The 17227-nt window shown below is 75.1% G+C and carries 15 protein-coding genes; 11 read left to right on the forward strand and 4 right to left on the reverse strand.

Annotation, left to right across the window (positions count from 1 at the left end):
• The 6 genes from LPA42_RS00280 (at position 1) to LPA42_RS00305 (ending at position 5726) form a co-directional block, all read left to right on the forward strand.
• A complete protein-coding gene (locus tag LPA42_RS00280) occupies positions 1–798 on the forward strand; it encodes a DUF3050 domain-containing protein (RefSeq protein ID WP_074477223.1) in 798 nt (265 codons plus the stop codon).
• On the forward strand, positions 795–1766 hold the full coding sequence (locus tag LPA42_RS00285) for a thiamine pyrophosphate-dependent dehydrogenase E1 component subunit alpha (RefSeq protein ID WP_077940061.1): 972 nt from the start codon (positions 795–797) through the stop codon (positions 1764–1766). The genes LPA42_RS00280 and LPA42_RS00285 overlap by 4 nt, the downstream gene beginning before the upstream one ends.
• Positions 1766–2737 (forward strand): alpha-ketoacid dehydrogenase subunit beta, encoded by a 972-nt coding sequence (locus LPA42_RS00290; protein ID WP_077940062.1) that lies wholly within the window; start codon positions 1766–1768, stop codon positions 2735–2737. Before LPA42_RS00285 ends, LPA42_RS00290 begins: the two co-directional genes overlap by 1 nt.
• A complete protein-coding gene (locus LPA42_RS00295) occupies positions 2737–4095 on the forward strand; it encodes a hypothetical protein (protein WP_176734229.1) in 1359 nt (452 codons plus the stop codon). The genes LPA42_RS00290 and LPA42_RS00295 overlap by 1 nt, the downstream gene beginning before the upstream one ends.
• A 115-nt stretch (positions 4096–4210) precedes the next feature.
• Complete coding sequence (locus LPA42_RS00300) at positions 4211–4804, forward strand: TetR/AcrR family transcriptional regulator (RefSeq protein ID WP_077940063.1); 594 nt, start codon at positions 4211–4213, stop codon at positions 4802–4804.
• Between the two features lie 85 nt (positions 4805–4889).
• A complete protein-coding gene (locus tag LPA42_RS00305) occupies positions 4890–5726 on the forward strand; it encodes a redoxin domain-containing protein (protein WP_228986208.1) in 837 nt (278 codons plus the stop codon).
• Between the two features lie 25 nt (positions 5727–5751).
• Here LPA42_RS00305 and LPA42_RS00310 read toward each other — a convergent pair whose 3' ends face one another.
• The 4 genes from LPA42_RS00310 to LPA42_RS00325 all read right to left on the reverse strand — a co-directional run bounded on the left by LPA42_RS00310 (position 5752) and on the right by LPA42_RS00325 (position 10720).
• Positions 5752–6441, reverse strand: a complete 690-nt coding sequence (locus LPA42_RS00310) for an SGNH/GDSL hydrolase family protein (protein ID WP_077940068.1) — start codon at positions 6439–6441, stop codon at positions 5752–5754.
• 40 nt (positions 6442–6481) lie between these two features.
• A complete protein-coding gene (locus LPA42_RS00315; RefSeq protein WP_228986209.1) occupies positions 6482–7528 on the reverse strand; it encodes an exo-alpha-sialidase in 1047 nt (348 codons plus the stop codon).
• Between the two features lie 211 nt (positions 7529–7739).
• Positions 7740–9029 carry an MFS transporter gene (locus tag LPA42_RS00320; RefSeq protein WP_228986210.1) on the reverse strand — a complete coding sequence of 430 codons (1290 nt, stop codon included), beginning with the start codon at positions 9027–9029 and terminating at the stop codon, positions 7740–7742.
• Between the two features lie 89 nt (positions 9030–9118).
• Positions 9119–10720, reverse strand: coding sequence for an AMP-binding protein (locus LPA42_RS00325; protein WP_077940069.1), 1602 nt, complete (start codon positions 10718–10720; stop codon positions 9119–9121).
• 381 nt (positions 10721–11101) lie between these two features.
• On the opposite strand from LPA42_RS00325, the gene LPA42_RS00330 reads away from it, so the two are divergent.
• The 5 genes from LPA42_RS00330 (at position 11102) to LPA42_RS00350 (ending at position 17195) form a co-directional block, all read left to right on the forward strand.
• Entirely contained in the window at positions 11102–12373 is a 1272-nt protein-coding gene (locus tag LPA42_RS00330) for an SGNH/GDSL hydrolase family protein (RefSeq protein WP_077940077.1), read from the forward strand.
• 69 nt (positions 12374–12442) lie between these two features.
• On the forward strand, positions 12443–13660 hold the full coding sequence (locus tag LPA42_RS00335; protein WP_077940070.1) for a cytochrome P450: 1218 nt from the start codon (positions 12443–12445) through the stop codon (positions 13658–13660).
• A 13-nt stretch (positions 13661–13673) separates the two neighbouring features.
• Positions 13674–14681, forward strand: a complete 1008-nt coding sequence (locus LPA42_RS00340) for an alpha/beta hydrolase (protein WP_077940071.1) — start codon at positions 13674–13676, stop codon at positions 14679–14681.
• Positions 14674–15828 (forward strand): alpha-hydroxy acid oxidase, encoded by a 1155-nt coding sequence (locus tag LPA42_RS00345; RefSeq protein ID WP_077940078.1) that lies wholly within the window; start codon positions 14674–14676, stop codon positions 15826–15828. The genes LPA42_RS00340 and LPA42_RS00345 overlap by 8 nt, the downstream gene beginning before the upstream one ends.
• A gap of 2 nt (positions 15829–15830) precedes the next feature.
• Positions 15831–17195 carry a PLP-dependent aminotransferase family protein gene (locus LPA42_RS00350; RefSeq protein WP_077940072.1) on the forward strand — a complete coding sequence of 455 codons (1365 nt, stop codon included), beginning with the start codon at positions 15831–15833 and terminating at the stop codon, positions 17193–17195.
• Positions 17196–17227: the final 32 nt, after the last annotated feature.

Genomic DNA, 17227 nt, shown 5'->3' on the forward strand with positions numbered 1-17227 from the left:
ATGTCACGGTACGACTGGGGTAAGACGCACCCGGGCATCGAGCGGTTGGAGCAGGCGGTGACCGACCGCCGCGACGTGGTGGTCAAGCACCCCCTCTACGCCAACCTGGACACCCACGAGGCGCTGGTGACCTTCATGGAGCACCACGTCTTCGCGGTCTGGGACTTCATGTCCCTGCTGAAGTCGCTGCAGCGGCAGCTCACCTGCGTGGACGTGCCGTGGATCCCCACCGGCCCGACCGGCAGCCGGCGGCTGATCAACGACATCGTGATGGTGGAGGAGAGCGACGAGCTCGGCGAGGGCTACATCAGCCACTTCGAGCTGTACGTGCGGGGCATGGCCGAGGCGGGGGCCGACACCGGCGCCGTGGACGCGCTGGTCGACCTGCTGCGCGCCGGCACGCCGGTGACCGAGGCGCTGGTGAAGGCCGGCGTGCCCGGCCCGTCGGCGGCGTTCGCCGCCACCACCTGGAAGATCATCGAGTCGACGCCGGTGCACTGCCAGGCGGCGGCGTTCGCGTTCGGCCGCGAGGACCTGATCCCCGACATGTTCACCCAGGTCGTCGCAGTCAACGAGCGCAGCCAGAAGCTGCACACGTTCGTCGACTACCTGGAGCGGCACATCGAGGTCGACGGGGAGCAGCACACCCCGATGGCCATGCAGATGCTCGCCGACCTGTGCGGCGACGACGACACCAAGTGGCAGGAGTGCGCCGACACGGTCAACCTGGCGCTCACCGCCCGCGCGCAGCTCTGGGACGACATCCTCGCCGCGATCAAGGAGGGTCGCCCGGCGTGACCCGCGACGATCCCGTCCGGCTGTACCGCACGGTGCGGCTGATCCGCCGGTTCGAGGAGCGGGCCGTCGACCTGGTCCGCGCCGGGGCGATCGTCGGCGGCATCCACCCGTACCTCGGTCAGGAGGGGATCGCCGCCGGGGTCTGCGCGGCGCTGCGCGACGACGACCTGGTCACCGGCACCCACCGCGGGCACGGCCACGTGCTCGCCAAGGGGGCCGACCCGGCCCGCATGCTCGCCGAGCTGCTGGGCCGCGAGACCGGGCTCAACCGGGGCCGCGGCGGCTCCATGCACGCCGCCGACCTCGCCGTCGGGGTGCTCGGCGCGAACGCCATCGTCGGTGCCGCCGGCGCGATCCTCACCGGAGCGGTGTGGGCGCGTCGGCGGCGCGGCGACGACCTCGTCGGGGCCACCTTCTTCGGCGACGGCGCGGTCAACGAGGGCATGCTGCTGGAGGCGTTCAACCTGGCCGCGCTGTGGCGGGTGCCGGTGCTGTTCGTCTGCGAGAACAACGGCTACGCCACCACCATGCCCGTCGAGGGCGCGGTGGCCGGCACGATCCCCGGCCGCGCCGAGGCGTTCGGCATGCCGGCGGCCGTCGTCGACGGCCAGGACCCCGAGGCGGTACGCGACGCCACGGCCGCCGCCGTCGCCCGGATGCGCGCCGGGGGCGGGCCGGAGCTGATCGAGGCCCGCACCTACCGGTTCGACGCCCACCACACCTTCGAGCACGCGGTACGCCTCGACTACCGCGCGCCGCAGGAGGTGGCCGCCGGCCGGTCCCGCGACCCGGTCGACATCCAGGGCGCCCGGCTGTCCGAGGTGGACCGGGCCGCCGTCGACGCCGACGTCGAGGCGACCCTCGACGCGGCCCTGGAGTTCGCCCTGGCCAGCCCCGAGCCCGACCCGGCCGGCGCGCTGGCGCACCTGTACGCCAGCGGGCTGGTCGCCCGGACGGGAGGTGGCTGATGCCACGGCTGTCGTACCGCAAAGCCCTCACCCGGGCCCTGGCCGACGAGATGGCCCGCGACGAGTCGGTGTTCCTGCTCGGCGAGGACATCCGGGTGGCCGCCTCGAACGTCACCGCCGGGCTGCTGAAGCGGTTCGGGCCGGACCGGGTGGTGGACACCCCGCTGTCGGAGCAGGCGTTCACCAGCTTCGCCACCGGCGCGGCCCTGGCCGGGTTGCGCCCGGTGGTGGAGTTCCAGATCCCGTCCCTGCTGTTCCTGGTCTTCGAGCAGATCGTCAACCACGCGCACAAGTTCCCGCTGATGACGGGCGGGCAGGCCGAGGTGCCGGTCACCTACCTGGTGCCGGGCTCCGGCTCGCGCACGGGGTGGGCGGGGCAGCACTCCGACCATCCGTACAGCCTGTTCGCCCACGTCGGGGTGACCACCGTGGTCCCGGCCACCCCGGCCGACGCGTACGGGCTGCTGGTCTCGGCGATCCGGCACGTCGACCCGGTGGTGGTGTTCGCGCCGGCCGGGGCGATGGACGTGCGCGCCGACGTGGACTTCGCCGCCCTGGCCCCGGTGCCGATCGGTCGGGGGCGGGTGCACCGGGCCGGCGACGACGTGACGGTGGTCGCCGTCGGGCACCTGGTGCACGACGCGCTCGCCGTGGCCGAGGAGCTGGCCGACCAGGTGTCGGTGGAGGTCTTCGACCCGCGCACGCTCTACCCGTTCGACTGGGACGGGCTGACCGCGTCCGTGGCCCGCACCGGGCGGCTGGTCGTGGTCGACGACTCCAACCGGTCCTGCGGCATCGCCGGGGAGATCATCGCGACCGTGGTGGAACGGGTGCGGCTGCTCGCGCCGCCCCGGCGGGTCACCCGCCCCGACGGCGCGGTGCTGCCGTTCGCCCCGGCGCTGGACCGGGCCGTGCAGCCCGGCCGCGAGCAGCTCACCGCCGCCATCCAACTCACCATGAAGGACGAGTGATGATCGACCCCAACTACCCGTGGCCGCCGCTGGACCAGGCGTGGAACGACCTGCCGGAGTCGACCCGCGCGGCGATGGTGGCCGCCGGGGCGGGCGCGTGGAAGGAGATCTTCTACGGCTGCGCGACGTACAACCAGACGTGGCGGCTGGCCCGGCCCCCGGTGATGCCGGCGGACGCGTTCCGCGAGCTGAACGAGGTGTGCGACCGGCTCGCCCAGCTCATCCTGGAGTCGTGCCAGCGGCGGGCCCGCACCGCCGGGGAGCTGACCCGGCTGCTCGGGGTGCCGGCGGAGGAGACGAAGCTGCTCGACACCGACGAGGTGCTGTCGGAGGCGCTGCTGGCCGCGTACCGGCCGGACGTGCTGATCTCCGGCGGGGTGCCGAAGTTCGTCGAGTACAACATCGACAGCAGCCTCGGCGGCGGCTTCGACGCCGACACGGTCGTCTACCGGTACGCGAAGCTCTACGCCGAGCGGGGCATCCTCGACGGGCTGGCGGTGCGGCCCGCCCCGTCCCTGCTGGACCAGCGGTTCGTGGCGATCCGCGACGAGCTGGGGCTGGCCGACGGGGCCCGGGTGGCGCTGCTGCTGGACTTCGACGCCGACTACCCGGGCCTGGAGACGCCGGACGACTTCATCCGGATCCTGTCCCCGCTGGCCGACCGGGCCCGCCACTTCGGCATCGACCTGGTCATCGCCCAGCTCAAGCTGGCGACCCTGGACGAGGACAAGCGGCTCGTCGTCGACGGCGCCCCGGTGGACGCGCTGTTCCGGCTCTTCGTGCCCAACCGGGTGCACGCCAGTGCGGGCCTGGACGCGGTCGCCGGTGCCCTCGCCGCCGGCACCCTGCCGATGTTCGTCAGCTCCGCCGCCTGGCTGCTCGGCAACAAGATCAACTTCGCCTGGCTGTGGGAGGATCTCGACACCCTGCCCGAGGCCGACCAGGCGCTCGTGCGCCGGTACGTCCCCCGCACCACCGCCCTCACCGCCGCCGAGCTGCCCCGGGCGCTGGCCGACCAGCACGACCTGGTCGCCAAGCCCGCCGACGGCTCCGCCGGCATCGGCGTGCTGCTGGGCCGCGAGACCGACCCGCAGCAGTGGGAGGAGGGGCTGCGCGCCGCCCTCGACGAGGGCGGCTACATCCTCCAGGAGTACATGCCGGCCGACCGGGTGGCGATGGACTTCGTGCGGATGGAGACGGGGGAGACGGTCACCGCCGACGTCCCGTACAGCCTCGCGCCCTACCTGTTCGGCCGCACCGGCTCGGGCGGCCTGGCCCGGGTTGGCTTCCCCGGCTGCGACAGCGTGCTCAACCTCGCGCGCGGGGTCCTGCTCACCGGCATCCTGCTCACCGACTGACCGCGGCGGGGCGGTTGCCGCGACGGCAGCCGCCCCGACCGTCGCCGCGATTCTTGACCGTGCGGTCAAGAGCCGCCTACGCTGTTGACCGTACGGTCAAGAAAGTGGGTGCGGCATGGCGCGGGACACGCGTGACAGGCTGGTCAGGGTCGCCCGTGACCTGGTGCACGGGGCCTCCCTGGCCGAGGTGAGCATCGACGACATCTGCACGGCCGCCGGGGTGCACCGGGGCAGCCTCTACCACTTCTTCCCCTCCAAGGAGGCCCTCGGCCTGGCGGTGCTGGAGGCCAACTGGGCGCTGATGCGGGCGCTGCTCGACGAGGCGTTCCAGGCGGAGGTCGGGCCGCTGGAGCGGATCGACCTGTTCGTGCGCGGCTTCGCCCGCAACCTGGAGTTGGCGCGCGAGCGGATGGGGGCCACCCCGGGCTGCCCCCTGGGCGGGTTGACCCTCGAGCTGGCGGCGCAACCCGGGCCGGGCCGCGAGCGGGCGGCGGCCATCCTCGACGAGTGGGCCGGCTACTTCGCCGACGCCATCCGTGAGGCCCGCGCTCGCGGCCAGCTCGACCGGGCCGTCGACCCGGGCGTCGCGGCGCGCCGGGTGCTGGCCTACCTGCAGGGCATGGCGCTGCTGGCGAAGGTGCACGACCAGCCGGCGCACGTCGCCACCGCCGCCGAGGGCGTGCGCCTGCTGCTGCGTCCCGCCGGCTGACCCGCCGTCCCCGCGACGGCGGGCTTCGCGCGCGCCCGTACTTGACCGAACAGTCAACTGTCTCGCCCCTTCGGAAGGAACCCCCATGCCCCACCTCCCGCGCGCCACCGCCCCCACCCGCCCCGACGCCGGCGCCGCCTACCGGTTCGACCGGTTCACCGTCCGGCTCCTGGTGGACGACCTGACCTTCGGTCGCGACGCCCCCGGTGCCGGGGACCCGGTGCCCGCCTTCGACCTGCCCACCCTGGACGGCGGCCGGTTCCGCAGCGGCGACCTCGGCCCCCGGCCCGTGCTGCTGGTCTTCGGCTCCCGCACCTGCCCGGTGACCGAGAGCGCCGGTCCGGTGCTGCGCCGGCTGTACGACGAGTACGCCGACCGCGTCCGGTTCGTGCTCGTCAACACCCGCGAGGCCCACCCCGGGGACGTGTTCGGGCAGCCGCGCACGGCCGGGGAGAAGCGGGCGCACGCCGAGGAACTGCGCGACCGGCACGGCGTGCCGTTCGAGGTCGCCGTCGACGACGTCGACGGGCGGCTGCACCGGGCGATGAGCCCGAAGCCGAACTCCGCGTACCTGATCGACCCCGGCGGCGTCGTGCGCCACCGCACCCACTGGGCCAACGACGAGCGCAGCCTGCGTTCGGCGCTCGCGGCGGTCGTCGCCGGCCGCACACCGCCCCGGCCCCACAGCCGCCGCATGGCCGGCCCGCTGCTGCGCGCCGTCGGGCACCTGCCCGGGGTCACCGCCTTCGCCGGCCGCACGGTCGAGCGCGACGTGTGGCGGGCCGCTCCGCCGCTGGCCCTGCTCGGCCGGCTGTCCCGGCTGTTCCCCTGGCTCCCCGCCGACCGGCGCGGTCCGGCGGCGGTGGCGCTGCTCGGCGTCCTCCTGGCGGGCCTGGTGGCGGCCGTGGCCGCGCTGACCTGACCCGGCGTGCGTGCCGCGTCCGGCGTCAGCGCGGGCCGGACGCGGCCAGGTGCGCACCCAGGCGGCGGACCGTCTCGGCGGCGGCGATGGCGTCGCTGCGGGCGCTGCCGTGCCGCCCGTCGCCGCTGTACAGCGTCGGGTCGGCCACCGCCGGGTGGTCGGTCAGGTGCACGTGCAGGGTGCCGAGCCGCTCGCCCAGGGCCCGGGTGTGCGTCGCCAGCCGGCGCATCCGCTCGCCCAGGCTCTCCCGCAGCCGCGCCGGCACCGCCGGGCTGTGCGACACGTCGAACATGCCCACCGTCACCACGTCCGCCCCCGCCTCCTGCAACCCGGCGACCATGGCGGCCAGCTCCGCGTCGACGGCGTCCGCGTCGTAGGCGGAGCGGAACGCGTCGTTGCCGCCGCACACCACCAGCGCCAGGTCCGGGCCGAACTCCACCGCCGGGGCGAGCTGGGTGGCGCGGACCTCGTGCGCCCGCAGCCCCCGCAACCCCAGATTGAGGTACGCCAGCCCGGGGCGGGCCGCATCCAGCTCGGCGGCGATCCGGTCGGCCCACTGCACCTCCGGGTACCCGTCGACGGGCTCGCACAGCCCCTCGGCGACGCTGTCGCCGAGCACCACGAACCGCCGCCACGGGTGCCCGGCGAGCAGCCGCGCGCTCTCGCCCGCGCGCAGGCAGTACGGGTCGGTGGCTTCGGTGCGGCTCGCCGGCATGATCGGCACGGTAGCCGACCCGCCCGCCGCGTCGACACCCCTACCCGTCGAGCGTCACCTCGGCCAGGTACACGCAGGTCCGCTCCTCGTGGGAGGAGTAGTAGCTGACCCGCAGCACCCCGTCGTGCCAGTCCAGCCCCGGGTAGCCGCAGTCGCCGCCGGAGGGCAGCGCCACCAGCTCGGTCAGGACGCCCCGGTGCGGATCGACGGCGCAGACGGCGGTGCGCGGGCCGCCGTCGAGCAGGCGTACCCCGGCGACGAGGCGGCCGTCGGGCAGCCCGAGCAGGGCCGGCCCGCCCACCCGCACCCCGAGGTCGGTCCACGCCCAGTGCCGGTACGGCGGGCGGGCCCGCCCGAGCTGGGCGGTGGCCGCCTCCCGGTCGCGGCGCAGCAGGCAGGTGGCGGTGCCGTCGGGGCCGAAGACCAGCCCGGACTCGTTGGGGTAGCCGCCGAGGAAGAGGGTGTCGACGACCGGCTGCAGGTCGAGCCCGTCGCCGCTGCGGTAGAGGCGGACGAACCGGGGCTCCCGGGTGGCGTACCCGATGCCGTACATGGCCCCGCCGTGCCAGGCCGCCTGCCACACCCAGATGTCGCGCTCGCCGACCGGCATCGGCTCGCCCCAGCGCTGCCCGTCGGCCGACAGCCAGGTCAGCGTGCGGAAGGCCTTCGCCGGCGCCGCGCCGCGCCCGGCCGCTTGCCCCGTCGTGTCGCCGGTGGCCGCGCCGTCCTCCGCGGTGGTGGCCGCGTCGTCTCCCACCGTGGTGGCTGCGCCGTCCTCCGCCGTGGTGACCGCCGCGGCGAGCAGTTGCAGCCGGCCGTCGGGCCGGGTCACGAACCGGGGATCGCGCAGGTCGGTGGCCGCCCGCTCCAGCCGGGCGACCGGGGACCAGTCCCGCCCGTCGGCGGAGGCGAGCACCCGGATCGCGCCGTCGGTGGAGAGGTGCCCGGCGCCCTCCCGGTACGCGCACAGCCACCGGCCCCGATGACGGACCAAATCGGTGAAGGCGTTGTGCCCGGCGGCGTCGCCGATCCGGCGCACGGTGCCGAGCCGGGCGGTGGCCACCGGGCTGTCGGTCGATGACGGCATGGTTCTCCTCGCGGGTCGCCGGTCCGGTCGCGCCCGGGGAGGCAGTCGGTGCGACCCGACCGGCCACGGTAGGCGCACCACCCGACGCGACGCGGGCCCGCCGGAGAACGCGGGGCGGACGCGGGGCGAACATGCGAGGAAGCCATGTCGGGCAGGTGGCGGTATCCCGGCGGCCGGACACCGCCACCAGCCCGACATGCCGAGCAGTCCCCTACCCGGCGGGCGGCGCGGCCGGCGGGGCGGCCGGGGCCGGGCGCGACCGGCCCGCGCGCAGCGGACCGGCGAGCAGCGGCCCCACGGTCAGCACCGCGCACAGCACCGCCATCACCAGCAGCGCCGGCTTGAGGCCCAGGACGGCGACCGACCAGCCGCCCAGCAGCGCGCCGACGGGCAGGCCGACGAACGCCAGCGAGCCGGCGATGCCGAGCACCCGGGTCTGCAACGCGTCGGGCACCCGCTCGTAGAGCGTCGCCCCCAGCAGCGGGTTGACGGCGGCGATGCCGATGCCGGACAGGAACGTCACCACCAGCACCACCACGAGGTGATCGGTGACCGCCATGGTCAGCAGCCGGGGCGCGCCGCTCATCGCCGCGCCGACGGCGAAGACGAGCGTGCGGGGCAGCCTCGGGCCGACCATCGTGAACACCACGTTGCCCAGCAGCGCCCCCGCGCCGAACACCCCCAGCACCAGGCCGAAGCCGGCCGGGTCGCCGAGCACGTCGCGTACCCAGACGGGGATCCACACGGCCGTGTTGGCGGCGGCCATCATGTTCAGCGCGGAGACCACCAGCAGCATGGCGAGCAGCACCCGGTCGGTGCGCAGGTAGGCGAACCCGGTGCGCAGGGCCCGGAAGTAGCTCTCCCGGGGGGCGGCCGGCGCGTCGGCGGCCGGCGGGCGCACCAGCAGCCCGACCAGCAGCGCGCAGAGCGCGAAGGTGCCCGCATCGATCCAGATGGCCCGGGTCACCCCGACCCAGTCGATGAGCAGGCCCCCGATCACCGCGCCGAAGAGGGTGACGCCCCGGGCCAGGCCGTCGTAGGCGGAGGTGAGCCGGATCAGCTGCACCCCGGCGCGCTGCGCCGCCGGCCGGAACATGACGTGCTTGACCCGGTCGCCGATGCCGCGCAGCCCGCCGGCCACCGCGACGAGGGCGACCAGCGCCCCGAAGCCGAGCCACGGGGTCATCGCCACCACCGCCACGGCCGCCGCGCTCGCGGCGTCCACCACGATGGACGTACGGCGCACCCCGAACCGGTCCGCCCACGGCGTGGCCAGGGAACTCGACAGCATGTACGGCAGGAACTCCGCCGCCGCGACGATGCCCATCTTCGCCGGGCTGCCCGTGGTGGTCAGCACCAGCCACGGGATCGCGATGACGGAGATGCGGCTGCCCAGATTGGAGATCAGGTCGGCGGCGACGAGGGTGACCAGTTCCCGCCGCGCGGCGGCCCGCTCCCGGTCCACGGCGTCTTCCTTCGCCACGGCGTCTTCCTTCGCCACGGCGCCTTCCTTCGCCACGGCCGCCGGGCCGGCCGTGGAACCGGCCGTCGCGCCGGCCTCTGCCCCGGTCTCGGGGACGGCCTCGGTCGTCACGCGGGGCTGCCGACCTGGTCGGCGGGGCGGCCGGCGGCGTACCGGGCCCGCAGCGCCAGCTTGTCGACCTTGGCCGACCGGTTCAGCGGCAGCGCGTCGACGAACTCCACCGCGCCCGGCGCCCACGTCTCGCTCAGCTCGGCGATGACCAGGTCGATCAGCTCCGACTCCGTCACCGTCGCGCCCGGCGCCGCCACCACGTACGCGTACGGCAGCTCGCCGGCCACCTCGTCGGGCACCCCGATCACGGCGGCGGCGCGCACCTGCGGGTGCCCGGCGAGCACGTCCTCGATGGGCCGGGAGTAGATCGGCCAGCTCCGCTGCCGGGTGAGGATCCGGTCGGCGAGCCGGTCGACGAGGTAGAGGTAGCCGTCGTCGTCGAGGTGGCCGATGTCGCGGGTGCGTACCCAGCCGTCGACGAGGGTCTCGGCGGTCAGCTGGGGCTGGCCGTGGTAGCCGGCGAAGCTGAGCTTCGTGCGCACCCACACCTCCCCGTCGACGCCCGCCGGCAGCACCGCCCCGTCGGCGTCGCGGATCTCCACGGCCACGTCCCCGTACGCCCTGCCGCAGGAACGCAGCCGCTCCGGGTGCTCCGGGTCCTCGGTCAGCCCCGGCTGGGCGGTGATCACGACGGCCTCGCTGAGCCCGTACACGATGCGCAGGACCGGGCCGAAGCGGGCGATCGCCTGGCGCAGGCGGGCGGGCGCGGCGGGCCCGGCGCCCACGTTGAACATGAACATGGCGGAGAAGTCCGCGCCGGGCAGGTCGGGGTGGTCGAGCACCTCGTAGAGCATCGGCGGGGTGACGAACGTCGAGTTGATCCGTTCCCGCCCGACGGTGGCGATGAACGCCGCCGGGTCCCACCGCTCGCGCAGGAACAGCACGCCGCCGCTGAACAGGTTGACCAGGGTGGTGATCTGGCCGCTGGCCAGCCACATCGGCGAGTGGGACAGGTGCCGCAGCAGCGGGATTCCGCCGGAGCGGAAGCCGGCGGCGAGGGCGAGGACCTGGCGGTAGAAGCTCTCCCGGTGGTGCACCAGCTTCGGGGTGCCGGTGGTGCCGCTGGTCTGCAGGAACGACTCCGGCTCCGGCACGTCGACGGGCAGCCCGGCACCCGCGTCGAGATCGGCGGTGGCGAGGTCGGGGCCCGGCACGGCGGCGGTGAGGTCGCGGCCCGCGCCGCCGGGGCCGAGGCAGAACACGGGCACGCCGGCCAGGTCAGCGGCGATCCGCGCCCCGAGCCCGTCGCCGTCGCGGGCGTCGTAGACGAACGCCTCCGGCCGGGACAGCCGGACGAAGTCGTCGACCTCGCGGCGGGAGGTGACCGGGGCGACCCACATCGTCCGGCACCCCAGCAGGTGCAGGGCGAGCTGCAGCAGCGGCCCCTCGACCGCGTTGCCGAGCATCACCAGCACGGCCGCGCCCGGGCGGACCCCGCCGCGCGTCAGCGCGCCGGCCATGCCGCGCACCTGCGCGGCCACGTCCAGGTAGGTCAGTCGGCGTCCGCCGCCCACCAGGGCCTCCCGGTCGCCGAAGCCGGCGAACAGCTCCAGCGCCTCGTGCACATAGGTGGTCGGTCGGTCGGCACCGTCGGTCATCGCCAGCCCCCATCAGCTTCCGGCGGCGGTCGGCGGCGGCCCGGCGGGGCGCCCGCGTCGACCGGCCGCGAGCAGCGTCCCGGCAGCTCAGGGGCCGGGACGCGGCGACGGCGGCGCGCTTCGGCGACCGCACCGCCGCCAGCTTCGAGCGTAGGCCGCCCGGCCGCGCCGGGCACCGGGCCGATCGGTGCGCGGCCGCAGCTCGACGTCATTTGATCTTGTCGATCAGGTTGATTGACGCCTGTCAGGGGCGCGGCTAGGTTTCTGGACCATCGTCCAGGAGGCTGTCGTCAGTGGACGACCCTGGGCTGCCAACATGGAGGTTCAATGTCGACTCCGAACAAGTGGCGCTTGATAACGGCCCCGAAGAGATGGCAGGTGATCGCCGCTGCGGCCACGGCGCTGGTCGTGGGAGCGCCGGCCGTGGTGGCCACCGCCGGCCCGGACACCGGGAAGCGCCCCGGCGCACCCGTGTGGGCGGGCAGCTGGGCCGCCGCGGTGACCCGGGGCAACACGGTCGGGCTGACCAACACCGGCCTCAACAACCAGAGCATCCGGATGATCGTGCACACCACGGTGGGCGGTCCCCGGCTGCGCGTGCGGCTGAGCAACGTCTACGGCGAGCAGGCCGTGAAGGTCGGCCGGGCCACCATCGCCCGGCCGGACACGTCCACCCCGACGGACCTGTCGGACGTGGCCGCGCCGACCGTGAAGGAGCTGACCTTCAACGGCTCCGCGTCGGTCACCATGAACAAGGGCGGGGAGCTGCTCAGCGACCCGGTCGACCTCCCGGTCGGTGACCAGGAGGACCTGGTCGTCACGCTGTACTTCCCCGAGCTGACCGGGCCGGTGACCTTCCACGGCCAGTCGCGGCAGACCACGTTCATCGGCGCCACCGACCTCACCGGTGCCGCCGGCGGGACGGGCTTCACCATCCGCCCCGACTGCTGCTGGATGTTCCTGTCCGGTGTGGACGTGCAGCGCAAGCTCAGCCCCGGCTCGGTCGTCGTCCTCGGCGACTCCATCGCCGACGGCAACGGCAGCACGGTCAACACCAACCGGCGCTGGCCCGACCTGCTCGCCGACCGGCTGATCGACGCCCGCCCCGAGGTGCGTACCCCGGGCGTGCTCAACCTCAGCCTGGCCGGCAACCGGCTCAACCACGAGGGCACCGAGCCCGGCGCGGGCGGCTTCCCCGGCTACTACGAGCTGGGCCCGAACGCCCTGGCCCGGCTCAACGAGGACGTCTTCCCGCAGACCGGCGTGCGGACCGTCGTGACCCACCTGGGCATCAACGACATCTGGATGTCGGACGACTCCGCCGAGAAGATCATCGCCTCGCTGCGGCAGGTCAACCAGCAGGTCAAGGCCCGCGGCCTGACCAGCCTGGTGGCCACGCTGACCCCGTACGAGGGGCACGGCAACCCGGGGGTGTGGACCCCGGAGAAGGAGGCCACCCGCCAGGCGGTCAACGCGTACCTGCGTGGCAGCCACGAGTTCGACGGGGTGCTCGACTTCGACAAGGTGCTGCGCGACCCGGCCCAGCCGAGCCGGCTGCTGCCGGCGTACGACTCGGGTGACCACATCCACCCGAACGACCTGGGCAACCAGGCGATGGCCGACGCGGTGCCGCTGCGCCTGCTCGGTCTGTGACACCGGCGGGGCGGCGGGGGTGTTCCTCCCGTCGCCCCGTCGCCAACTTCCTGGGGAGGAAGCACCACCGTGGACGTCAAAGAGCTGCTCTCCGGCCTGTACAGCGACCAGGGCCGGCAGAACCCGTACCCCTTCTACGCGGCCCTGCACGAGCTGGGCCCGATCCGCGAGATCCCGAACCGCCCCGAGCACAGCACCGTCAGCGCCGTCGCCGGCGGGTACGACGTCGTCGACCAGGTGCTGCGCGACCCGGAGTGGCTCAAGCAGTCCCCGCCCGGCTGGGAACAGCACGAGATCCTGCGCACCTTCGAGTCGTCGATGATGTTCATCAACCCGCCCGACCACACCCGGATGCGGGCGGTGTTCGCCAAGACGTTCACCCCGCGCCGGCTGGGCGCCCTGGAGCCGGTGATCAGCCGGGTCACCGACACGCTGCTGGACCGGATGGCCGAGGCGGGCGCCGGCGGCGCCGAGGTCGACTTCGTGGCCGACTTCGCGTACCCGATCCCGGCGCTGGTGATGGCCGAGTTCATCGGCCTGCCCGAGGCCGACCTGCCCTGGTACCGCGAGCGGGTCGACTGGATCGACGACTTCCTCGACGTGGCCGGGGCGACCCCGGAGCGGCTGGCCAAGGCCAACACCGCCGCCGCCGAGCTGCGCGGCTACTACCGGGAGCGGATCGCCGAGCGCCGCCGCGCCCCCGGCGAGGACCTGATCAGCGGCCTCGTCGAGGCGCTCGACTCCGGCGAGGTGGACCTCACCGAGGACGAGCTGATCAGCAACCTCATCGTCCTGTTCAACGCCAGCTTCGTCACCACCGTCTACATGTTCAGCAACGGCCTGCCGCTGCTGCTGGAGCACCCCGAGGTGACGGCCGCCCTGCCCGGCGACGCCGAGCTGACCCGGGGCTGCGTCGACGAGGTGCTGCGCATGCAGAGCCCGGTGCACTTCCTGGCCCGGGCCGCGCCCCGCGACACCGTCCTGCACGGGGTCAAGGTCGCCGAGGGCGAGAACGTGATGCTGCTGATCGCCGCCGCCAACCGCGACCCGGCCCGCTTCCCCGACCCCGACCGGTTCGACCCGCGCCGCGCCGGCCCGCCGTCGCTGGCCTTCGGCGTCGGCCTGCACTTCTGCCTCGGCTCGGCGGTGTCCCGGCTGGAGGGCCAGCTCGCCCTGCCCCGCCTGTTCGCCCGCTTCCCCGGGCTGCGCATCACCCAGCAGCCCGTCTACAGCGGCAGCCTGTTCCTGCGCGGCATCGACAAGCTGTTCGTCACCACCGGCGAATAAAGGAGACCCACCCATGCCCCTGGACCCGCAGGTGGTCGCGTACCGGGCCGCGCGCGCGGCGGCCGGCGTCGCGCCGCTGTACACCCAGACCCTCGCCGCGGCGCGCGCGGCCGACCTGGCGGCCATCCGGGCCGGGGGCGGCGACGTCGAGCCGGTGCACGCGGTACGCGACACCGTCGTCCCCGGCCCCGCCGGTGACCTTCCGGTACGCGTGCACCGGCCGGCCGGGGCCGGCCCGCTGCCGACCCTGGTCTACTTCTTCGGCGGTGGTTGGACCCTCGGCAGCGTCGACACGGCCGACGGGATCTGCCGCCGGCTGGCCAACGCCACGGGCTGCCAGGTCGTCACGGTCGGCTACCGGCTCGCCCCGGAGCACCCGTTCCCGGCGGCGGTGCACGACTGCCACGCCGCCGTGGCCTGGCTCGCCGCACACGCCGACGAGTTCGGGGCCGACCCGGACCGGCTGGCCGTCGGCGGGGACAGCGCCGGCGGCAACCTCGCCGCCGCCGTGACGCTGCTGGCCCGCGACGGCGGCGGGCCGGCGCTGGCCGCCCAGCTGCTGGTCTACCCCAACACCGACCAGCGCGAGCGCGTCGAACCGGCGGGGTCCGCCGATCCCGCTGAGTCCGCCGGGCCCGGCGGGGAGCAGGACCCGCTGCTGTTCAACCGGCACTCGGTGGCCTGGTACCGGGGGCACTACCTGCCCGATCCGGCCGACGCGGCGAACCCGCTCGCGTCGCCGCTGCTCGCCGAGGACCTGACCGGCCTGCCGCCGGCCCTGGTGATCACCGCCGAGTACGACCCGCTGCGCGAGGAGGGGGAGCGCTACGCCGACCGGCTGCGCGCGGCGGGCGTGCCGGTGGAGCTGGCCCGCTACCCCGGGATGATCCACGGGTTCTTCGCCATGCCGGGGGCGTTCGACGCCGGTCGGCACGCCCAGGACCGGGCCGCCGCGTTCCTGCGTGACCGGCTCGGCGTCGCCCCGGCGGTGCCGGCCGATGCGGGCGCGGTCGATGGTTGAACCGCTCGCCCCGGCCGCGCCCGCCCCGCCCGGCACCGCGCCTGCGGCCGTGTCCGCCGGGGCGGTGCCGTTCGCGGCGAGCCTCGCCGACTTCGCCGCGCTGGCCCGCGAGGTGCTGCCGCCCGAGGTGTACGACTTCGTGGCCGGCGGCAGCGGGGCCGAGACCGCCCTCGCCGCGAACCGGGCCGCCCTGGACCGGGTCGCCGTGCTGCCCCGGATGCTGCGCGGGATCGACCGGCCCCGCACCGACGCCCCGCTGCTCGGCCGGGCGCAGGCCCTGCCGGTGGCGGTCGCGCCGATGGCGTACCAGCGGCTCGTGCACCCCGACGGCGAGCCCGCGCTCGCGGCGGCGGCGGGCGCGGCCGGGGTGCCCTACGTGGCGAGCACCCTGAGCAGCGCCACCATCGAGCAGATCGCGGCGGCCGGCGGGCCGGTGTGGTTCCAGCTCTACTGGCTGCGGGACCGGGGGATGGTCCGCGAGCTGGTGGACCGGGCGCAGCGGGCCGGGTGCACCGCGCTCATGCTCACCGTCGACGTGCCGATCCTCGGCCCCCGGCTGCGCGACGTCCGCAACGGGTTCGCCCTGCCGCCGCAGGTGGCCGCCGCGAACCTGCCCGGCAGCCGCGACGACCTGGCGCACGCCGGCACGCCCGGCACCTCGGCCGTGGCCCGGCACACCAGCGCCGCGTTCGCCTCGGCCCTCACCTGGTCCGACGTCGCCTGGCTGCGGGGGCGCACGGACCTGCCGCTGGTGGTCAAGGGCGTCCTCGACCCCCGCGACGCGGTGCTGGCCGCCGACGCGGGCGCGGACGCGGTGGTGGTGTCCAACCACGGCGGGCGGCAGCTCGACGCCGCCCCCGCCGGGCTGACCATGCTGCCGCAGGTGCGCACCGCCGTCGGCGACCGGTGCGAGGTGCTGGTCGACGGCGGCATCAGCGGCGGCGTCGACGTGCTGCGCGCCCTGGCGCTGGGCGCGTCGGGGGTGCTGGTGGGCCGGCCCCTGCTGTGGGCGCTGGCCGTCGGCGGGCGGGCCGGCGCCGACGCCGCGTTCGCGCTGCTCGCGGCGGAGCTGCGCGACGCCCTCACCCTCGCCGGGTGCGCCGACCCGGCGGAGGCCCGCGACCTGCGTACGATCACGGAAGGCTGAACGTGGACGGTGGACGACCGGTGGACCTGAGCGCGCACGCCGACCTGGCCGTGGCCGATCTGGAGGTGGCCGACCTGCACCCGGCGGTCGGCGACCCCGCGCTGAACTCGATGAACTTCCTCAACGAGGTCGCCCAGCGCTATCCCGACGCGGTGTCGCTGGCCGCCGGCCGCCCGTACGAGGAGTTCTTCGACGTCACCGACCTGCACCGGCACCTGGAGACGTTCCGCGCCCACCTGGCCGACGACCTCGGCTACGGGCCGGCGCAGGTGCACCGCGCCCTGTTCCAGTACGGCCGCACGAAGGGGATCATCCACGACCTCGTCGCCCGCAACCTCGCCGTCGACGAGGAGATCACCGTCGACCCGGAGTCGATCGTGGTGACGGTCGGCTGCCAGGAGGCGATGCTGCTGGTGCTGCGGGCGCTGCGCGCCGGCCCCGCCGACGTGCTGCTCGCCGTCGCCCCGACGTACGTCGGGCTGACCGGCGCGGCCCGGCTCGTGGACCTGCCGGTGCGTCCGGTGGCCGGCGGCCCGGCCGGGATCGACCTGGCGGACCTGCGCGAGCAGGTGCGCCTGGCCCGCGCCGAGGGGCTGCGCCCGCGCGCCTGCTACGTGATGCCGGACTTCGCCAACCCGTCCGGGGCGAGCATCGACCTGGCCGACCGGCGGCGGCTGCTGGACCTCGCCGCCGCCGAGGACCTGCTGCTGATCGAGGACAACCCGTACGGGTTGTTCCACGCCGACGGGGCGGGGCGGGTGCCGACGCTCAAGGCCCTCGACACCGGGCGGCGGGTGGTCTACCTCGGCTCGTTCGCCAAGACCGTGCTGCCCGGGGCGCGGGTCGGCTACGTGGTCGCCGACCAGCGGGTGCGCGACGCCGACGGGACCGTCGGGCCGCTCGCCGACCAGCTCGCCAAGATCAAGAGCATGGTCACGGTGAACACCTCGGCCATCGCCCAGGCCGTCGTCGGCGGGGCGCTGCTCGCCCACGGGTGCAGCCTCGTCGCCGCCAACACCCGCGAGCGCGCGGCGTACGCCCGCAACCTGCGCCACCTCGTCGACGGCCTCGCCCGGCGGTTCCCCGATCCGTCGCCGGTGCGGTGGAACGTCCCGGCGGGCGGCTTCTTCGCCGTGGTGAGCGTCCCGTTCCCGGTCGACGACGCGCTGCTGCGCCGCTCCGCCGAGGACTACGGCGTGCTGTGGACGCCGATGGCCCACTTCTACGACGACACCGCGCCGGTGGCCGCGCTGCGGCTGTCGATCAGCGCCGTGACGCCCGCGCAGATCGACGCCGGCCTCGACCGGCTCGCCGCGCTGATCGCCGACGAGCTGGCCCGGTCGCCCGTCCCGGCGGCGCGGCGCTGACCCCGCACTGTCGTCGTTCCGCCACCCCCCGT

It is taken from the genome of Micromonospora sp. DH13 (assembly GCF_020873825.1).
GTDB lineage: Bacteria > Actinomycetota > Actinomycetes > Mycobacteriales > Micromonosporaceae > Micromonospora > Micromonospora haikouensis.